This window comes from Corynebacterium sp. c8Ua_99 (assembly GCF_039907185.1).
GTDB lineage: Bacteria > Actinomycetota > Actinomycetes > Mycobacteriales > Mycobacteriaceae > Corynebacterium > Corynebacterium jeikeium_D.
On the sequence record NZ_JASBOG010000006.1, the window covers coordinates 108,462 to 123,066 of the forward strand.

20 protein-coding genes and 2 pseudogenes are annotated in these 14,605 nt (G+C 58.2%); 3 read left to right on the top strand and 19 right to left on the bottom strand.

The window, feature by feature from the left end:
* Positions 1-247: 247 nt before the first annotated feature.
* From rplE to rplN, 3 genes are read right to left on the bottom strand one after another with little or no spacing between them, the layout of a single operon-like run.
* Positions 248-802 (bottom strand): 50S ribosomal protein L5, encoded by a 555-nt coding sequence (gene rplE, locus QKE19_RS05240; RefSeq protein ID WP_005509901.1) that lies wholly within the window; start codon positions 800-802, stop codon positions 248-250.
* A 2-nt stretch (positions 803-804) separates the two neighbouring features.
* Entirely contained in the window at positions 805-1,119 is a 315-nt protein-coding gene (gene rplX / locus QKE19_RS05245) for a 50S ribosomal protein L24 (RefSeq protein WP_101738904.1), read from the bottom strand.
* A complete protein-coding gene (rplN, locus tag QKE19_RS05250) occupies positions 1,120-1,488 on the bottom strand; it encodes a 50S ribosomal protein L14 (protein WP_016422069.1) in 369 nt (122 codons plus the stop codon).
* Positions 1,489-1,769: 281 nt separating this feature from the next.
* On the opposite strand from rplN, the gene QKE19_RS05255 reads away from it, so the two are divergent.
* Together QKE19_RS05255 and QKE19_RS05260 are read left to right on the top strand one after the other, a co-directional pair.
* Positions 1,770-3,011, top strand: a complete 1,242-nt coding sequence (locus QKE19_RS05255; RefSeq protein WP_347890518.1) for a multidrug effflux MFS transporter — start codon at positions 1,770-1,772, stop codon at positions 3,009-3,011.
* Between the two features lie 132 nt (positions 3,012-3,143).
* A complete protein-coding gene (locus tag QKE19_RS05260) occupies positions 3,144-3,860 on the top strand; it encodes a VIT family protein (RefSeq protein WP_049190620.1) in 717 nt (238 codons plus the stop codon).
* A gap of 44 nt (positions 3,861-3,904) precedes the next feature.
* On the opposite strand, the gene QKE19_RS05265 is transcribed toward QKE19_RS05260, so the two are convergent.
* From QKE19_RS05265 to QKE19_RS05275, 3 genes and pseudogenes are all read right to left on the bottom strand, one after another.
* Complete coding sequence (locus QKE19_RS05265) at positions 3,905-4,732, bottom strand: formate/nitrite transporter family protein (RefSeq protein WP_347890520.1); 828 nt, start codon at positions 4,730-4,732, stop codon at positions 3,905-3,907.
* Between the two features lie 190 nt (positions 4,733-4,922).
* Positions 4,923-5,447: pseudogene (locus tag QKE19_RS05270) on the bottom strand (PTS transporter subunit EIIC); the annotation flags it as partial.
* Positions 5,446-5,820 (bottom strand): annotated as a pseudogene (locus tag QKE19_RS05275) (glycoside hydrolase family 32 protein); the annotation flags it as partial. The pseudogenes QKE19_RS05275 and QKE19_RS05270, both read right to left, overlap by 2 nt.
* Positions 5,821-5,844: 24 nt before the next feature.
* Between QKE19_RS05275 and QKE19_RS05280 the strand changes: the two are divergent.
* The gene (locus tag QKE19_RS05280) at positions 5,845-6,741 is read left to right on the top strand and encodes a carbohydrate kinase (RefSeq protein WP_347890522.1); all 897 of its coding nucleotides are present in this window, start codon (positions 5,845-5,847) and stop codon (positions 6,739-6,741) included.
* Between the two features lie 20 nt (positions 6,742-6,761).
* On the opposite strand, the gene QKE19_RS05285 is transcribed toward QKE19_RS05280, so the two are convergent.
* The 13 genes from QKE19_RS05285 to rpsJ all read right to left on the bottom strand — a co-directional run bounded on the left by QKE19_RS05285 (position 6,762) and on the right by rpsJ (position 14,178).
* Positions 6,762-7,421, bottom strand: a complete 660-nt coding sequence (locus QKE19_RS05285) for a class I SAM-dependent methyltransferase (protein ID WP_049193221.1) — start codon at positions 7,419-7,421, stop codon at positions 6,762-6,764.
* Positions 7,422-7,474: 53 nt separating this feature from the next.
* Complete coding sequence (mgtE, locus tag QKE19_RS05290) at positions 7,475-8,824, bottom strand: magnesium transporter (protein ID WP_069359389.1); 1,350 nt, start codon at positions 8,822-8,824, stop codon at positions 7,475-7,477.
* Between the two features lie 201 nt (positions 8,825-9,025).
* A complete protein-coding gene (gene rpsQ, locus QKE19_RS05295) occupies positions 9,026-9,304 on the bottom strand; it encodes a 30S ribosomal protein S17 (protein ID WP_042388398.1) in 279 nt (92 codons plus the stop codon).
* Positions 9,301-9,537: a 50S ribosomal protein L29 gene (rpmC, locus tag QKE19_RS05300; RefSeq protein ID WP_005509851.1), complete on the bottom strand. Its 237-nt coding sequence runs from the start codon at positions 9,535-9,537 to the stop codon at positions 9,301-9,303. Before rpmC ends, rpsQ begins: the two co-directional genes overlap by 4 nt.
* Positions 9,537-9,953, bottom strand: a complete 417-nt coding sequence (rplP, locus tag QKE19_RS05305; RefSeq protein ID WP_016422059.1) for a 50S ribosomal protein L16 — start codon at positions 9,951-9,953, stop codon at positions 9,537-9,539. Before rplP ends, rpmC begins: the two co-directional genes overlap by 1 nt.
* 3 nt (positions 9,954-9,956) lie before the next feature.
* On the bottom strand, positions 9,957-10,697 hold the full coding sequence (gene rpsC, locus QKE19_RS05310) for a 30S ribosomal protein S3 (protein ID WP_016422058.1): 741 nt from the start codon (positions 10,695-10,697) through the stop codon (positions 9,957-9,959).
* Positions 10,697-11,059 (bottom strand): 50S ribosomal protein L22, encoded by a 363-nt coding sequence (gene rplV, locus QKE19_RS05315; RefSeq protein WP_005509775.1) that lies wholly within the window; start codon positions 11,057-11,059, stop codon positions 10,697-10,699. The genes rpsC and rplV overlap by 1 nt, the downstream gene beginning before the upstream one ends.
* Positions 11,060-11,062: 3 nt before the next feature.
* A complete protein-coding gene (rpsS, locus tag QKE19_RS05320) occupies positions 11,063-11,341 on the bottom strand; it encodes a 30S ribosomal protein S19 (protein ID WP_005509882.1) in 279 nt (92 codons plus the stop codon).
* Positions 11,342-11,355: 14 nt separating this feature from the next.
* A complete protein-coding gene (rplB, locus tag QKE19_RS05325) occupies positions 11,356-12,198 on the bottom strand; it encodes a 50S ribosomal protein L2 (protein ID WP_016422056.1) in 843 nt (280 codons plus the stop codon).
* Between the two features lie 37 nt (positions 12,199-12,235).
* Positions 12,236-12,541 carry a 50S ribosomal protein L23 gene (rplW, locus tag QKE19_RS05330; protein WP_005509869.1) on the bottom strand — a complete coding sequence of 102 codons (306 nt, stop codon included), beginning with the start codon at positions 12,539-12,541 and terminating at the stop codon, positions 12,236-12,238.
* A complete protein-coding gene (gene rplD / locus QKE19_RS05335) occupies positions 12,541-13,188 on the bottom strand; it encodes a 50S ribosomal protein L4 (RefSeq protein WP_016422055.1) in 648 nt (215 codons plus the stop codon). Before rplD ends, rplW begins: the two co-directional genes overlap by 1 nt.
* Positions 13,185-13,841 carry a 50S ribosomal protein L3 gene (rplC, locus tag QKE19_RS05340; RefSeq protein WP_005509762.1) on the bottom strand — a complete coding sequence of 219 codons (657 nt, stop codon included), beginning with the start codon at positions 13,839-13,841 and terminating at the stop codon, positions 13,185-13,187. The genes rplD and rplC overlap by 4 nt, the downstream gene beginning before the upstream one ends.
* 31 nt (positions 13,842-13,872) lie before the next feature.
* Positions 13,873-14,178: a 30S ribosomal protein S10 gene (rpsJ, locus tag QKE19_RS05345; RefSeq protein WP_003938093.1), complete on the bottom strand. Its 306-nt coding sequence runs from the start codon at positions 14,176-14,178 to the stop codon at positions 13,873-13,875.
* Between the last annotated feature and the right edge of the window lie 427 nt (positions 14,179-14,605).

The window sequence follows — 14,605 nt, forward strand, 5'->3', positions numbered from 1 at the left end:
GACGAATGGCAGTTTACAACGAAATCATCACAAACGCCTAACTTTCAACTGAGAAACCTTGTGGCTTTACTAATTTCCAACCCCCAAAAAGGGTCAACTTTCCCACCAGCAACACTGGTAACTTTTACGCAGGCCCCGCACAGCGACCTCACTCCCCCACGAACATAAGCAGTTAACAGAGCAGCAAAAAGCCCCGGAGGCCAAGCGGCATCCGGGGCTTCAGGCAAAAGCTACCGAAGAGGCAAAACTACTTCTTGAACGGGAAGCCCAGCTCGCGCAGCAGCGCGCGGCCTTCCTCGTTGTTGGTAGCGGTGGTCACGACGGTGATGTCCATACCGCGCGGGCGGTCGATCTTGTCAACGTCGATCTCGTAGAACATGGTCTGCTCAGACAGGCCGAAGGTGTAGTTACCGTGACCATCGAACTGCTGATCAGACAGACCGCGGAAGTCGCGGATTCGCGGCAGAGCCACGGTCAGCAGACGATCCAGGAACTCCCACATACGGTCGCCACGCAGGGTGACGCGAGCGCCGATGGCATCGCCTTCACGGAGCTTGAAGTTAGCGATCGACTTGCGAGCACGACGGGTCTCCGGCTTCTGACCGGTAATCAGAGTCAGGTCGTTGATAGCACCGTTGATCTGCTTCTTGTCCTGAGCAGCAGCGCCGACGCCCATGTTGACGACGACCTTGGTGACGCCCGGAATCTGCATGACGTTCTCGTAGGAGAACTCTTCCTGCATCTTGCCGCGAATCTCATCGCGGTAACGGGCCTTCAGACGAGGGGTGTAATTTTCGCTCATGCTTAGATGTCCTTCCCGGTACGGCGGGAGATGCGAACCTTCTTGCCGTCCTCATCGAAGCGGTAACCGACGCGAGTCGGGGTACCATCTTCGTCGACCAGCATGACGTTCGACACGTGAATCGGAGCTTCCTGAGTGACAATGCCACCCGAGGAAGCGCCGCGCTCCGCAGCGGAGTTTGCAACGTGCTTCTTGATACGGTTAACGCCCTCGACCATGACCTTGTCGCGCTTCGGGTAGGCCTCGATGACCTTGCCCTGAGCACCCTTGTCCGGACCGGAGATAACCAGCACGGTATCGCCCTTACGGATCTTCACTTAAATCACCTCCGGTGCGAGCGAGACAATCTTCATGAACTTCTTGTCACGCAGCTCACGCGCGACCGGGCCGAAAATACGGGTGCCCTTTGGCTCACCGTCGGCCTTGATGATGACAGCTGCATTCTCGTCGAACGAGATGTAGGAGCCATCCGGACGACGGGTCTCCTTCTTCGCACGGACGATAACTGCCTTAACAATTTCGCCTGCCTTGACGTTGCCGCCCGGAGTAGCTTCCTTGACAGTTGCGACAATGGTGTCGCCAATGCCAGCGAAGCGTCGGGTCGAGCCACCGAGAACGCGGATGCACAGAATTTCACGTGCACCAGTGTTGTCGGCAACGCGCAGACGGGATTCCTGCTGAATCACTGCGTTTCTCCTGACCTGGTTGCATTGTGCGTCAGATTTCCGTCCTAAACGCACGCGGTCTTTATGTCTTGCGTTTACGCTTTACGACGGAAGCACCTGCTAGAGGTAGCTTTCCTATCGCTTTGACCTCGTGCTTACTACGGTTCTAGACCGTTGAGAGCAGCACGCAGTCGCTTCGCGCAACCTGTGTATTATGGCACGTTCGTGCGGGACAACAAAATCCCTTAGTTTCATGCCCCCAACATGGTTTATGCCTTGTGCGGCAACCCTATACTGAGACAGTGACAAATCAACATTCCGGGAGCGCTCAGACACAGCCAGCACAGACGCTGCCGGTATCGCTACTTGCCGGCTTGGCCTTATTATCCGCCGCCGCCCCGTTCGGCGCAGATACATATCTGGCATCCTTCGTGGAGATTGCACGCGAGTTCTCCACGACCGAGTCGATGGTTCAGCTCACGCTGACAACCTTCATGATTGGCATGGCTGCTGGACAGCTCGTCATTGGCGCTCTCTCCGATAGTTTGGGCCGCAAGAAGCTGCTTCTCATTGCGACTTTGGTGTTCTTGGGCTCGTCAATCCTCTGTGCAGTAGCACCGAATATTGGCACGCTTATTGCAATGCGCCTGTTCCAGGGGTTAGCTGGTGGCTCCACAGTTGTTCTGGCTCGTTCTGTAGTACCAGACCTCTTGACGGGCAAGGCATCAGCGAGAGCTTTCTCCACGCTGATGGGCATTTCCTCCATCGCCCCGGCAATCGCTCCCCTTGTGGGCGGTTTTCTAGGCCCCGCATTCGGCTGGCGCAGCGTGTTCTGGTTTCTCGCAGCCATCAACGTCGCGATGGTCGCGATTGTGATCCTGATGGTTCCGGAAACCCTGCCGCCTGAGCGACGCTCCACAGGCGCTCTGCGCAATCTCCTGCCCAATACTGGCAGGCTGCTGCGGCGGCCAGTATTTGTCGGCTACTTGTTGGCTTTCGCTGGTGGCTTCTCGGTGATGTTTTCCTATATCGCTGCGTCACCCTTTATCTTCCAGGAGCTGCTGGGGCTCACCCCTACTCAGTTTTCTCTCGTGTTCGCATCCAATGCAGCGATGTTGACATTTGTGTCAATCCTCAACGGCAAGATGATCAACCGGCTTCATCCCCGCAAAGGCATTTTAGTTGCCCTTACGGTCATGCTCGTGACGTCGATAGGCCTGATTATTAATGCCCTCGTCGGGATTACCTTCTTCACTACTTGGCTGTTGCTGTTCATTACGGTACCGATGATGCCGCTAATCTTCGCCAATGCCACGGCACTCGGAATTGAGGAGGTTCGAGATATCGGAATTGGCTCAGGTTCCGGTCTCATGGGCTTCACACAGTTCCTCGCGGCCGCCACGGTTTCCCCGTTGGTGGGGCTTGGTTCCAATCTTCCCCTCTCGATGGCTATTTCGATGTTGACCTGTGCATTGATTGCACTGACCGCGGTGTTGACATTGACGCGCGCCGACCTCCACAAACGCTCACACCGACTTCCATAAGAGCTACGCGCGCGAGAGGACTCCCCGCGTTTCACTTCACTGGTTGAGAATGTGCCCGAATCGGCATTAAATCGATGGTGAGGCCTCGTACCACCCGTAGGCATGGGGCTGACATGGGAGAAAGGTCCTGCCATGACCACGCATGCACATCCTCATGAACCACATAAGGCATCTGAGTCGGCGAAGCTCAACTGGCTTCGCGCCGGAGTCCTCGGAGCCAACGACGGTATCGTCTCCACTGCTCTAATCTTGCTCAGTGTGATTGCAGCAGGTTCCTCTCGCGAAGCCATTCTGACTGCTGGCGCCGCGGCCGTTATCGCTGGGGCTATCTCGATGGCCCTGGGTGAATACGTCTCGGTTTCAACCCAGCGCGATACTGAGCGGGCACTGATTGCCAAAGAAAAGGCCGAGCTTAAAGACTTTCCAGATGAAGAGCATAAAGAGCTCGTGGGGATTCTCTCTAGCTACGGCATCCCAGAACATATCGCCGAAGATGCTGCCCACGGCATCGCACAAAGCGATCCGCTGGCGGCTCACCTAAAGCTGGAATTGGGCATTGACGGTGAGGAACTTACCAACCCCTGGGCTGCTGCCGGTTCTTCGGCACTGTCGTTCCTACTCGGCGCCATCCTGCCGATGATTGCGGCACTGGTTTTCACCGGCCCCACTTCTGGCGCAATCGCAGTCACTGTTGTCACCATCGTGACTCTGGCTCTAACCGGCTACATCAGCGCCAAGCTCAGCTCCACGCACTCCGGCAAGGCTGCTCTGCGCCTGATAATTGGTGGTGCGCTCGGTTTGATTGTGTCCTACTTCGTCGGTCTGCTCTTCGGGCAGGCTGTCGGATAGACCGTCAGATAGGTGCCCGGTTAGCACGCGGCGAAGCTCAAAAACTAGTCAACATAGCTGGTCTTCGTCTGGTTCAACCAGGCGTAGACCGCGCCGATTCCCAGGCCACCACCTACGAAGTTGCCCAGCCACACGGCCACCCAGTTAACAGTAATGTGCAGACCATCGAAGCCTGCAGGATGCGGATCAGCGAAAAAGGCCAAGGAAAACAACGAGAAGTTCGCAATCACGTGCTCGAGTCCGAGCCCGACGAACACTGCAATGATCGGCAGAATCACAACGAACTTCGAAATGATTTCCTTGGCTTGTAGCGCACCTAAGACAGCCATATTGACCACGAAGTTCGCACCCATCGCCTCTACGAAGGCACCGAAGAACGGCTTGGCCAGCTTCCCCTCAGTCAAGGTGGAAATCAGATGTGTGTCATCGATCCCACCGAGCTTGGCGCTCTGGCTGAGCACCAGCGCCACAATCGCCGCACCGATGAAGTTGTAGAACGTAGCGACGGCCACCATTCGAAAGGCAACTCCCCACGCCATGCGCCCGCGTGCGGCGGACCAGGACACAAACATCATGCTGCCGGTCGCAAGCTCTGCACCGAGCACCACAATGGCGAACAGCCCAAGCCCGAATAGGCACGCAAAGACCAGTCCCCCAGTCCCCGGCGCGACGCCCTCTGCCACTTGACCAGCGACCGCAGCGAAGGCCGTTCCGAGCGTCAGGTACATACCCGCCAGGACCGCTCGCACGGCAAATCGTCCGTAGTCCTGCGTCAACAGTTCCTGTTTCTTGTCGCCAGCCGTATCCAGCGTTTCGTATAGCGTCACCGCCGAAGCCTTTCCCTGCGTGCCGTTAATTGCAGTTATTCGCATAAAAGAATATCGACAGGCTGACGCGGAATCGCAACCGCTTTACGACGGTCACAGCGCCCTACCCCCCCCTTAGGCGCTGCAACCAGGAACTGCGATTCACCGTCGAAGAGAGGCAGATTTACTTCTTCTCTGCGGTAACAGCAGGTTTCGCAGCAGTTTCTGACTTCGGCTCGTCCTTCATGGTTGAGGCAATGGCCGAGGCACCCATGCCGATGTAAAACGGCCAGCGCAAACGTAGGTTCACACCGAAGATGGCCGGCTCGGTAATACCGAATAGCGCCGACATACCGGAGGCGCCAGCCAGACCTTTAAGCTTCTCACTCTTGGCCAGGAAGTACACTGCCAGCGCGGCACCACCTTGGGCAATATTGGCCATCGATGCCGTCGCGAAAATGAACGAGCCGCCCTGGTCCCACAGCATGTACTCGATTGGTGGGAAGGACTGGTGCAGGCCAGTAATGACAATTGGCGAGTAAACCAAGCCGAACAAGAAGCCGCCCACAGGTCCCGCGAATTCGTACAGATTTGCAAGACCAATACCCAGCCATTCACCTGCAGTGCGCAGTACTGGACCAATGGCGGCAAAGGTGATGAAACCAGTGATGAGCAACGTCAACAGTGGTGTCAGCATAAAGTCGACAGTGCCCTTGAGACGCTTATGGAAGAACTTCTCAATCGTTGCCAGAATCCATGAGATAACCAGAATCGGCAAGATGAATCCCACCCTCCGGGCCGGAGGGAGCAAGCGCACGGACGCGGTTCTGCGATGGTATACGGCGTCCGTCTGCCTTCAAGTTTCCGGTATAAAAGAGCCACACATCATCACCATCAACAGCCGCGCCGCCCGAATAACAACCATGCTTGTCATAGGGCATGTCCGGATACAGCGCATCTGGATGATGACGCCACCGCTCGGCTGTCGTGAGCGACGCGGACGCATGCCCCCACCCAGTTCTCTTCGGCGCATGTGGAAAGCATGGATCATGCTGGTAGAACACATGCAGTGTCTCGCCGTCCACGAAAAGGCCATTCGGGTCATTCAGTCGGCCCTGTGGCGGTGACAGATGGTAATTCGGCCGATAGGTCATACCCCCCCCGATATTATTGAAGTCATGGCTATTTGTGTTTGCGGCGAAGGTCTGGTTGACCTCGTTCCGGTATCTCCTGGCAGCCTCAATAACCACGTGCCGGCGCTAGGCGGAGGCCCCTACAACGTCGCGGTCACGGCCTCTCGCCTCGGTGCGGATGTTATTTTCCAGTCCCGCCTGTCTACGGATGGATTCGGAAATGAGCTAGTCAAGCACTTGGAAACCGAAGGGGTCGACACCACTTACGTTCAGCGTGGCCCAGAGCCGACCATTCTGGCGGTAACCACCATCCACGACGATCGCTCTGCAACATACACCTTTTACACCGACGGCACGGCCACCCCACTTGTGGAGCCGAAGCTCATCGATGCGAATATCAAATGTTTTGGCACGCTGTCGCTGGCGCTGGAACCGGGTGCCAGCCGATACGCGGAATTGCTCAAGCAGTTCGCAGCCAACGACACCCTAGTCGCTTTGGACCCGAACATTCGCCCCATGTACGCAACGGATGCACACCGCGAATTCCTCATGGGCTTGCTCCCCTACGTCAATTTGTTGAAGCTCTCGGATGAGGAAGTCGAGTTCCTTGGCGAAGAGGCGCTGACTAAAGTTCCGGCCGCTGTCATCACCCGAGGTGGCGATGGGCTCACTTTGCTTGCCGACGGAAACCGCATCGATGTCCCAGCCGTCAACGCGAATGTCGTTGACACCATCGGTGCTGGGGACACAATTATGGGCGCGCTGTTGGCACAGTTCGACGAGCGTGGCCTAACAGTCGCTGACCTGACTTCCGTATCACCAGATCAGTGGCGCGAGATTCTGCACTATGCGGCCGCTGCGGCTGCCATCACTGTGTCCCGCAAGGGAGCGCAGCCGCCGACGAAAATCGAGGTCGAAGAACTCCTGGCTAAGGATTCCTAGTCCGCGCTGCTTGGCCCGCTCTATTTAGCTCGCTCAAGCACTGCGACCAGGAATTGAGACTCATCGTCAAAGGGACGAAGATCCCACGTGGAATAACGCTGAATCACGGTGAGCCCAGCCTTCTGCGCAGTGGTTTCAAAATCGGCAAAGTCCCAACCACGGCCAGCGCCGAAGCCGATAATGGCACGACCGTTCTCCGGATTCAGCATCTTCGCGAAGCCCTGCAGTACCTTCGCGCGGTCTTCTGGCGCTACGAAAGTGAGCACATTGCCGGGGCAAATGATGACGTCGAAGGCGGATGCCGTGTCATCGTGGGGTGTGTTCTCCAGCCCGTCGTCAAGCACATGCGGCAATTGCGCCAAGTCCCCTACCAACCACGTCGCATCCGGGAACTGTCGCTTTGCCTCGTCGATGAGATAGGGGTCGACGTCGACACCGACGACTCGATGACTAGCCTTCGCCAGGTAACCGCCGACGCGCCCCTGCCCACAGCCGGCATCCAGGATTCGAGCGTGGCGTGGCGCCATTGCATCCACCAACCGCGCCTCGCCGTCAATATCGCGGCCCTCGCGCACGAATCCCCGCCAGCGGTTGGCGTAGCGGCGGGAATGCTGCGGATCGGCGGCGATAATTTCTTTCCAAGTGCGGTGATTATGGTTGCCATTGTTCATGGCCACCATTATGGCGCGGTTGGTCTCTTTTCTATACCGCCGACGTCCCCTGCGCGACGGGACTAGATTCCCAAAACCGACTTAGCAATCAGGAAGTAGATGATCAGGCCGGAGGCATCAACAAGCGTGGTAATGAACGGGTTAGCGAAGACCGCCGGGTCAATACCGAACTTCTTACCAATCAGCGGCATAATGCCGCCGACAGTTGCCGCGAGAGTACAAATACCCAGCAGCGTCAGACCAATCACTAGGCCGATGTCCCAGCCGTAAACCAAGCCAGCCAATAGCAGGCCGAGAGTACCAAGCAATAAACCGAGGAAGGCACCGACTCTCACCTCGCGGAGAATGACTTTGAATATATCGCGGGGTTGGACATCCCCCAGCGCCAACGCACGCGTAATCGTGGTTGCTGCCTGGTTACCGGTATTGCCACCTGTACCGATCAGCAGCGGCACAAATACCGAGAGAACCACCATCTGAGAAAGAGTCTCTTCGAAAGTTTCCAGGACTTGCACGGTCAATGTTGCACCGATAGCAAGCACGAGCAGCCACACCACACGAGAGCGAACAATCTCGAAAATGGGCGTCGCGAGATAGGGCAAGCGCAGAGGCTCAGAACCGGAAATACGAGCTTGGTCCTCGGAGTCTGCCTCTTCCAGAATCCGGAGGGCGTCGTCGACCGTGAGCAGACCGATAACACGCTGCTCGCTGTCGACAATCGGCAGAGCTAGGCGCTTACGATCAGCGCACATGCGGGCTACCTTCTCTTCGGATTCGGTCGCCTCTGCGTAATCGGCCTTCCGCAAAATCGCCGCAACATGGATATCACTGCTGGCGCGCATCAGTTCACGAAGGCTAACCACGCCCACCAGCCGACGGTTCCGGTTCGACACCGGCAGCGTGTAGATGGATTCGGCATCATCCAGATGCTTGTAGACGGTCTCCAGAGCCTCCCCCACCGTCATATCGTCGTGAAGCGACACCAGCTCCGGGCTCATCCGACGCCCAATGGAACCATCGGGGTAACCGAGGACGATGTTGGTTAGCTCTCGCTCGTCATCCGGCAGATCGGCAAGCAGTTTTGCAGCGACAGACGCAGGAAGCTCGTCGAGCAGCTCTGCTCGATCGTCCGGTTCCATCTCCGCGAAAACTGCGGTGACTTCAGGATCACGGAGACTGTCAATCAGGTGCGCCTGCAGAGCCGAGTTCAGCTCATCGAAGGTTTCAACCGCCGTGTCTTTCGGCAGTGTGCGGTAGAACAGCGCACGTTCCCCATGGCTGAGGCGGCGCATCTTTCGAGCGGCAGCCTTGGGCTCAATATCAGTTAAGAGCCGCGACAGCGTAGCCACGTCATGTGAGCGAAGCGCGGACTCGAGATCTCGATCATCAATCCTGGTCACGTCAGTAGTCACCGAACTTCTCCCCTCACAAAGCACAAATCCTGGCCAATGCTATCAGAGATAAAAACCCATCAAACCTGGACTGAGAGGACTAGAAATACGAAGGAACATGGCTTTCTAAAAAAACAAAACCCCGCCACAGAAAACACTTTCGTGTTTCCCGCGGCGGGGTTCTCGTCGTAAAGCCCAAGCTGATTGCTCAGCTGACGGGTCTTACTTAGCCTTCTCGATGATCTCGATCAGGCGGTAGTGCTTGTCCTTGGAGAGCGGACGGCACTCTTCGATGCGGACGCGGTCGCCCACGCCAGCCTCTTCGTTCTCGTCATGCGCCTTGACCTTAGAGTTCGTGCGCATGATCTTGCCGTACAGGGCGTGCTGCTTGCGGTCCTCGAGCTCGACGACGATGGTCTTCTGCATCTTGTCGGACACGACGTAACCGGTGCGCACCTTGCGTGCGCCAGCCTCGGTGGTGTTCATGTTTTCCTCACTCATGCTGCATCACCATCGGTTGGTGCAGCAGACAGGCCGAGCTCGCGCTCACGCATAACGGTGTAAATGCGAGCAATATCCTTGCGGACAGTGCGGAGACGGCGGTTGTTGGTCAGCTGACCGGTAGCGCTCTGGAAACGGAGGTTGAACAGCTCCTCCTTAGACTCCTTGAGCTTGGCAACCAGGTCATCGTTATCCAGCGAGCGAAGCTCGTGGGCGGGAATGCCGTTCGACATCAGTACTGATCCTCCTTCCGAACGATTCGGGTCTTAATCGGCAGCTTAGCGCCTGCGCGCTTCAGTGCCTCGACAGCAGTTGCCTCGTCCGGGTAGGACATCTCGAACATGATGCGACCCGGCTTGACGTTTGCTACCCACTTCTCGACCGGGCCCTTACCGGAACCCATACGAACACCCAGTGGCTTCTGGGTCAGCGGACGGTCCGGGAAAATCTGGATCCAGACCTTACCACCACGCTTGACGTGGCGGTTGATAGCAATACGCGCTGCCTCAATCTGACGGTTGGTGATGTAGGCCGGCTCGAGAGCCTGGAGACCGTAGTCACCGAAAGTCACCTTGTTGCCGCCCTTGGACATACCAGAACGGGTCGGGCGGTGCTGGCGACGGAACTTAACGCGCTTCGGGATGAGCATGAATTAGCCCTCCTTCTTCTCAGATGCACGCTGACGACGCTTGCCACCACGACGCGGACGGTCGTTGCCGCGACGCTGGCGGTCGTTGCCGGCGTTGATCTCGGACTCGCGACGGCCACCGATCACGTCACCCTTGTAGATCCACACCTTGACGCCAATGCGGCCGAAGGTGGTGTGAGCCTCGTGGGTGCCGTAGTCGATCTCCGCACGCAGGGTGTGCAGCGGAACGCGACCCTCGTGGTAGCGCTCGGTGCGGCCCATCTCGGCACCGCCGAGACGACCGGAGCAGACAACCTTGATGCCCTTGACGTGCGGCTGACGCATTGCAGACTGGATAGCCTTGCGCATTGCACGACGGAAAGCGACACGGTTGGCGAGCTGCTCAGCGATGGACTGAGCGACCAGCTTCGCATCCGCGTCAATGTTCTTGACCTCGAGGATGTTCAGCTGAACCTGCTTGCCGGTGAGCTTCTCGAGCTGGCCGCGGATGCGGTCAGCCTCGGAGCCACGACGACCGATAACAATGCCCGGGCGTGCCGTGTGGATGTCCACACGCACGCGGTCACGGGTGCGCTCGATAACGACATCGGAGATGCCGGCGCGCTCAAGACCGGTGGACAGCAGATCGCGGATCTTGATGTCCTCGGCCAGGTAGTCAGCGTACTGCTTGTCGGCGTACCAGCGGGACTTCCAGTCGCTGGAAATACCGAGGCGAAGACCGTGTGGATGGATCTTCTGTCCCACTATCGGTCACCTTCCTTCTGGCTCTCGACGACCACGGTGATGTGGCTGGTGCGCTTGCGGACGTGGAAAGCACGGCCCTGCGCACGCGGGCGGAAGCGCTTCATGGTCGGTCCCTCGTTGGCGTAAGCCTCGGAGATGACCAGAGTACGACGGTCCAGGCCGAAGTTGTTCTCAGCGTTTGCAGCTGCAGACGCAACAACCTTGGCGACCGGATCAGCAGCACCCTGCGGAGCGTACTCCAGGATGTTCAGTGCCTCGTCGACGGACTTACCGCGAACGGTGTCCAGGACGCGACGTGCCTTCATCGGAGTAACGCGGACGAAGCGCGCAGTTGCGCGTGCAGAAGTAATGTCGTTGCTCATGGCTTATCGACGTCCCTTCTTGTCATCCTTGACGTGACCCTTGAAGGTCTTGGTCGGGGCGAATTCGCCCAGCTTGTGGCCGACCATAGAGTCATCCACGAACACCGGCACGTGCTTGCGGCCGTCGTGAACGGCGAAGGTGTGGCCGATGAAATCGGGGAGAATCGTGGAGCGGCGAGACCAGGTCTTAATGACCTGCTTGGTGCCCTTCTCGTTCTGTGCATCGACCTTCGCGAGGAGGTGCTCATCGACGAACGGGCCCTTCTTAAGGCTGCGTGGCATTCTCAGTTCCCTCCTTAGCGCTTCTTATTCTTGTTGGTACGACGGCGACGAACGATCAGCTGGTCGCTTGGACGGTTCGGCTTACGGGTGCGGCCTTCCTTCTGGCCCCACGGGGAAACCGGGTGGCGACCACCGGAGGTCTTACCCTCACCACCACCGTGCGGGTGGTCGACCGGGTTCATGACAACACCGCGGACAGTCGGGCGCCAGCCCTTCCAGCGCATACGGCCGGCCTTGCCCCAACGGATGTTGATCTGATCCTGGTTTCCGACCTCACCGACGGTTGCACGGCAACGTGCGTCGACGCGACGGATCTCAGAGGACGGCATACGCAGAACTGCGTACTTGCCTTCCTTACCGAGAAGCTGAATAGAAGCACCAGCAGAACGTGCCAGCTGTGCACCAGCGCCTGGCTTGAGCTCCACGCAGTGAATAGTGGAACCGGTCGGGATGTTGCGCAGCGGCAGGTTGTTACCAACCTTGATGTCGGCATTAGCGCCGGACTCAACGATGGCACCCTGCTTCAGGTTCTTCGGAGCGATGATGTAGCGCTTCTCACCGTCTGCATAGTGCAGCAGTGCGATGTTGGCGGTACGGTTCGGGTCGTACTCGATGTGAGCGACCTTTGCCGGAATGCCGTCCTTGTCATTACGACGGAAGTCGATGACACGGTACTGGCGCTTGTGTCCGCCACCCTTGTGGCGAGTGGTGATGTGACCGTGAACGTTACGGCCACCAGTCTTCGACAGCGGGCGCAGCAGAGACTTCTCAGGAGTCGAGCGAGTAATCTCGCTGAACTCGGAGACGGAGCTCTGGCGGCGACCCGGCGTAGTCGGCTTGTACTTACGAATAGCCATACTTTTGCTCTTCCTTAACTTCCTCGTCGGCTAGCGGCTAAGCTGCCGAACCGCCGAAGATGTCGATGGGATCGCTGCCGGCCGCGAGAGTCACGTAGGCGCGCTTGGTGTTCTTGCGCTTGCCGTAGCCGGTGCGGGAACGCTTGCGCTTGCCCTCACGGTTGAGGGTGTTGACGGAAGCGACCTTGGCACCGAAAATCTCCTGGACCGCGATCTTGATCTGGGTCTTGTTAGCGTCGGTGTGGACCAGGAACGTGTAAACGCCCTGCTCCATGAGTCCGTAGGACTTCTCAGACACTACCGGTGCAACAATGATGTCGCGGGGATCTGCGATGGTAGCCATTACTTCTCCTCCTTACCGGCGGTGCGAGTGATGAAGTCATTGAGTGCCTGAACGGCGAAGATGACGTCATCGGCCTTCAGAACATCGTAGGTGTTCAGCTGATCCTCAGACAGGATGTGGACACCTGGCAGGTTACGAACCGACTTCCACGAGTTGACGTCCTCGCGCGGCAGAACGACGAGCACGTTGCGGCGCTCAGTCAGACGCTCGACAAAAGTACGAGCTGCCTTGGTGGACGGGGTCTGGCCTGGGACCAGTTCCTCGACAACGTGGATGCGGTCGTGGCGAGCACGGTCAGAGAGTGCGCCGCGCAGAGCAGCTGCAATCATCTTCTTCGGGGTGCGCTGGCTGTAATCGCGAGGCACCGGGCCGTGGACAACGCCACCGCCGGTCCAGTGCGGAGCACGGATCGAACCCTGACGAGCGCGACCGGTACCCTTCTGGCGCCACGGCTTGCGGCCACCGCCGCGAACCTCACCGCGGGTCTTGACCTTGTGGGTGCCCTGGCGAGCTGCTGCACGCTGCGCGACAACAACCTGGTGCATCAGGGCGATGGACACCTCCGCGTCGAACACGGAAGCAGGAAGCTCAACCGAACCGTTCACGCCGCCTTCAGCGGTGTGTACGTCTAGCTTGAGGTTGGTCATGCGTGAGCACCACCCTTCGTGGCAGTCTTAACAACCAGCAGGCCGCCGCGTGCACCCGGAACTGCGCCCTTGATGAGCAGCAGGTTCGCGTCAGCGTCAACCTTCTGGATCTTCAGGTTCTGGGTCGTGACCCGGTCGTTACCCATGCGGCCTGCCATGCGCTTGCCCTTGAAGACGCGTCCTGGCGTGGCGCAAGCGCCAATGCCACCAACACGACGGTGAGCAGCCTGGTTACCGTGAGCGGCACCCTGGCCAGCAAAGCCGTGGCGCTTCATACCACCGGCGAAGCCGTGGCCCTTAGAGGTACCAGTGACGTCGACGTACTCAATTTCGCCGAAAATGTCGACACCAACGGACTGGCCGACCTCGTAAGAGGAAGCGTCCGGGGTGCGAATCTCAACGCTGTGGCGACGCGGGGTCACACCGGCCTTCTTGAAGTGGCCGGCCTCCGGCTTGTTGACCTTACGCGGGTCAATTTCGCCGTATGCAATCTGGACGGCGTCGTAGCCGTCGGTTTCCTTAGTGCGCACCTGAGTCACTACGCACGGCCCAGCCTCAACGACGGTAACCGGAACAACGCGGTTCTCCTCGTCGAAGATCTGAGTCATACCGAGCTTCGTGCCCAGGATGCCCTTGATCTCGTTTTCACTCATTTATCTTGTCTCCGCTACCAAAAGTCCAGGATCACTGAATGTTCACATCGACACTTGCCGGAAGGTCAATGCGCATAAGTGCATCGACGGTCTTCGGCGTTGGATCGAGAATGTCGATCAGACGCTTGTGAGTGCGCATCTCGAAGTGCTCGCGCGAGTCCTTGTACTTGTGCGGCGAACGGATAACGCAGTAAACGTTCTTTTCGGTTGGCAACGGCACCGGGCCAACGACGCGTGCACCCGTACGGGTAACGGTCTCCACGATCTTTCGCGCAGAAGCGTCGATAGCCTCGTGGTCGTAGGCCTTGAGCCTGATGCGGATCTTCTGTCCGGCCACGCTTGTCCTCTCCTCGGTCGGCGCGCCCCAATTAAAGGGGCGTCGACCCTGTCAATGTTTCTCGACGCCGTCAGCAACTATGGCCAGCGCCAGAAATTAAAACTGGGTTGTGCATTACTTCAAAGCGATTTCGTCTTCGATCGTCATGGCAAATTAACTTATGGCCATGACCCGAGCGGACGAATAACGCCTTGCACTCAAATCCCAGTGGAAAACAAGTCCCCCTCGTGGGGCTCTTCATTTGCCTACTGCCGCTGTTAATTTGCCATGCCACCTCCGACCCCCGCGGTCGGGCGTGTCGCCCGTTTTTCTCCGTGAGGCACGATCGGGAAGAAACTTCCCTACGTGGTCATGCTCGCCTTACCATAGGCGCTATGTCCAATTTCGTACTGGTTCCCAGCTGGGCCTGATACAACAATTGGCGCGA

What these genes read in the sequence shown, in the direction of transcription:
- rplE (WP_005509901.1), bottom strand. Translation starts at nt 802, where the DNA reads ATGAGCGAAAATTACACCCCTCGTCTGAAGGCCCGTTACCGCGATGAG.
- QKE19_RS05260 (WP_049190620.1), top strand. Translation starts at nt 3,144, where the DNA reads ATGACCACGCATGCACATCCTCATGAACCACATAAGGCATCTGAGTCG.
- QKE19_RS05265 (WP_347890520.1), bottom strand. Translation starts at nt 4,732, where the DNA reads ATGCGAATAACTGCAATTAACGGCACGCAGGGAAAGGCTTCGGCGGTG.
- QKE19_RS05280 (WP_347890522.1), top strand. Translation starts at nt 5,845, where the DNA reads ATGGCTATTTGTGTTTGCGGCGAAGGTCTGGTTGACCTCGTTCCGGTA.
- QKE19_RS05285 (WP_049193221.1), bottom strand. Translation starts at nt 7,421, where the DNA reads ATGGTGGCCATGAACAATGGCAACCATAATCACCGCACTTGGAAAGAA.
- rpsQ (WP_042388398.1), bottom strand. Translation starts at nt 9,304, where the DNA reads ATGAGTGAGGAAAACATGAACACCACCGAGGCTGGCGCACGCAAGGTG.
- rpmC (WP_005509851.1), bottom strand. Translation starts at nt 9,537, where the DNA reads ATGTCGAACGGCATTCCCGCCCACGAGCTTCGCTCGCTGGATAACGAT.
- rplP (WP_016422059.1), bottom strand. Translation starts at nt 9,953, where the DNA reads ATGCTCATCCCGAAGCGCGTTAAGTTCCGTCGCCAGCACCGCCCGACC.
- rplV (WP_005509775.1), bottom strand. Translation starts at nt 11,059, where the DNA reads ATGAGCAACGACATTACTTCTGCACGCGCAACTGCGCGCTTCGTCCGC.
- rpsS (WP_005509882.1), bottom strand. Translation starts at nt 11,341, where the DNA reads ATGCCACGCAGCCTTAAGAAGGGCCCGTTCGTCGATGAGCACCTCCTC.
- rplB (WP_016422056.1), bottom strand. Translation starts at nt 12,198, where the DNA reads ATGGCTATTCGTAAGTACAAGCCGACTACGCCGGGTCGCCGCCAGAGC.
- rplW (WP_005509869.1), bottom strand. Translation starts at nt 12,541, where the DNA reads ATGGCTACCATCGCAGATCCCCGCGACATCATTGTTGCACCGGTAGTG.
- rplD (WP_016422055.1), bottom strand. Translation starts at nt 13,188, where the DNA reads ATGACCAACCTCAAGCTAGACGTACACACCGCTGAAGGCGGCGTGAAC.
- rplC (WP_005509762.1), bottom strand. Translation starts at nt 13,841, where the DNA reads ATGAGTGAAAACGAGATCAAGGGCATCCTGGGCACGAAGCTCGGTATG.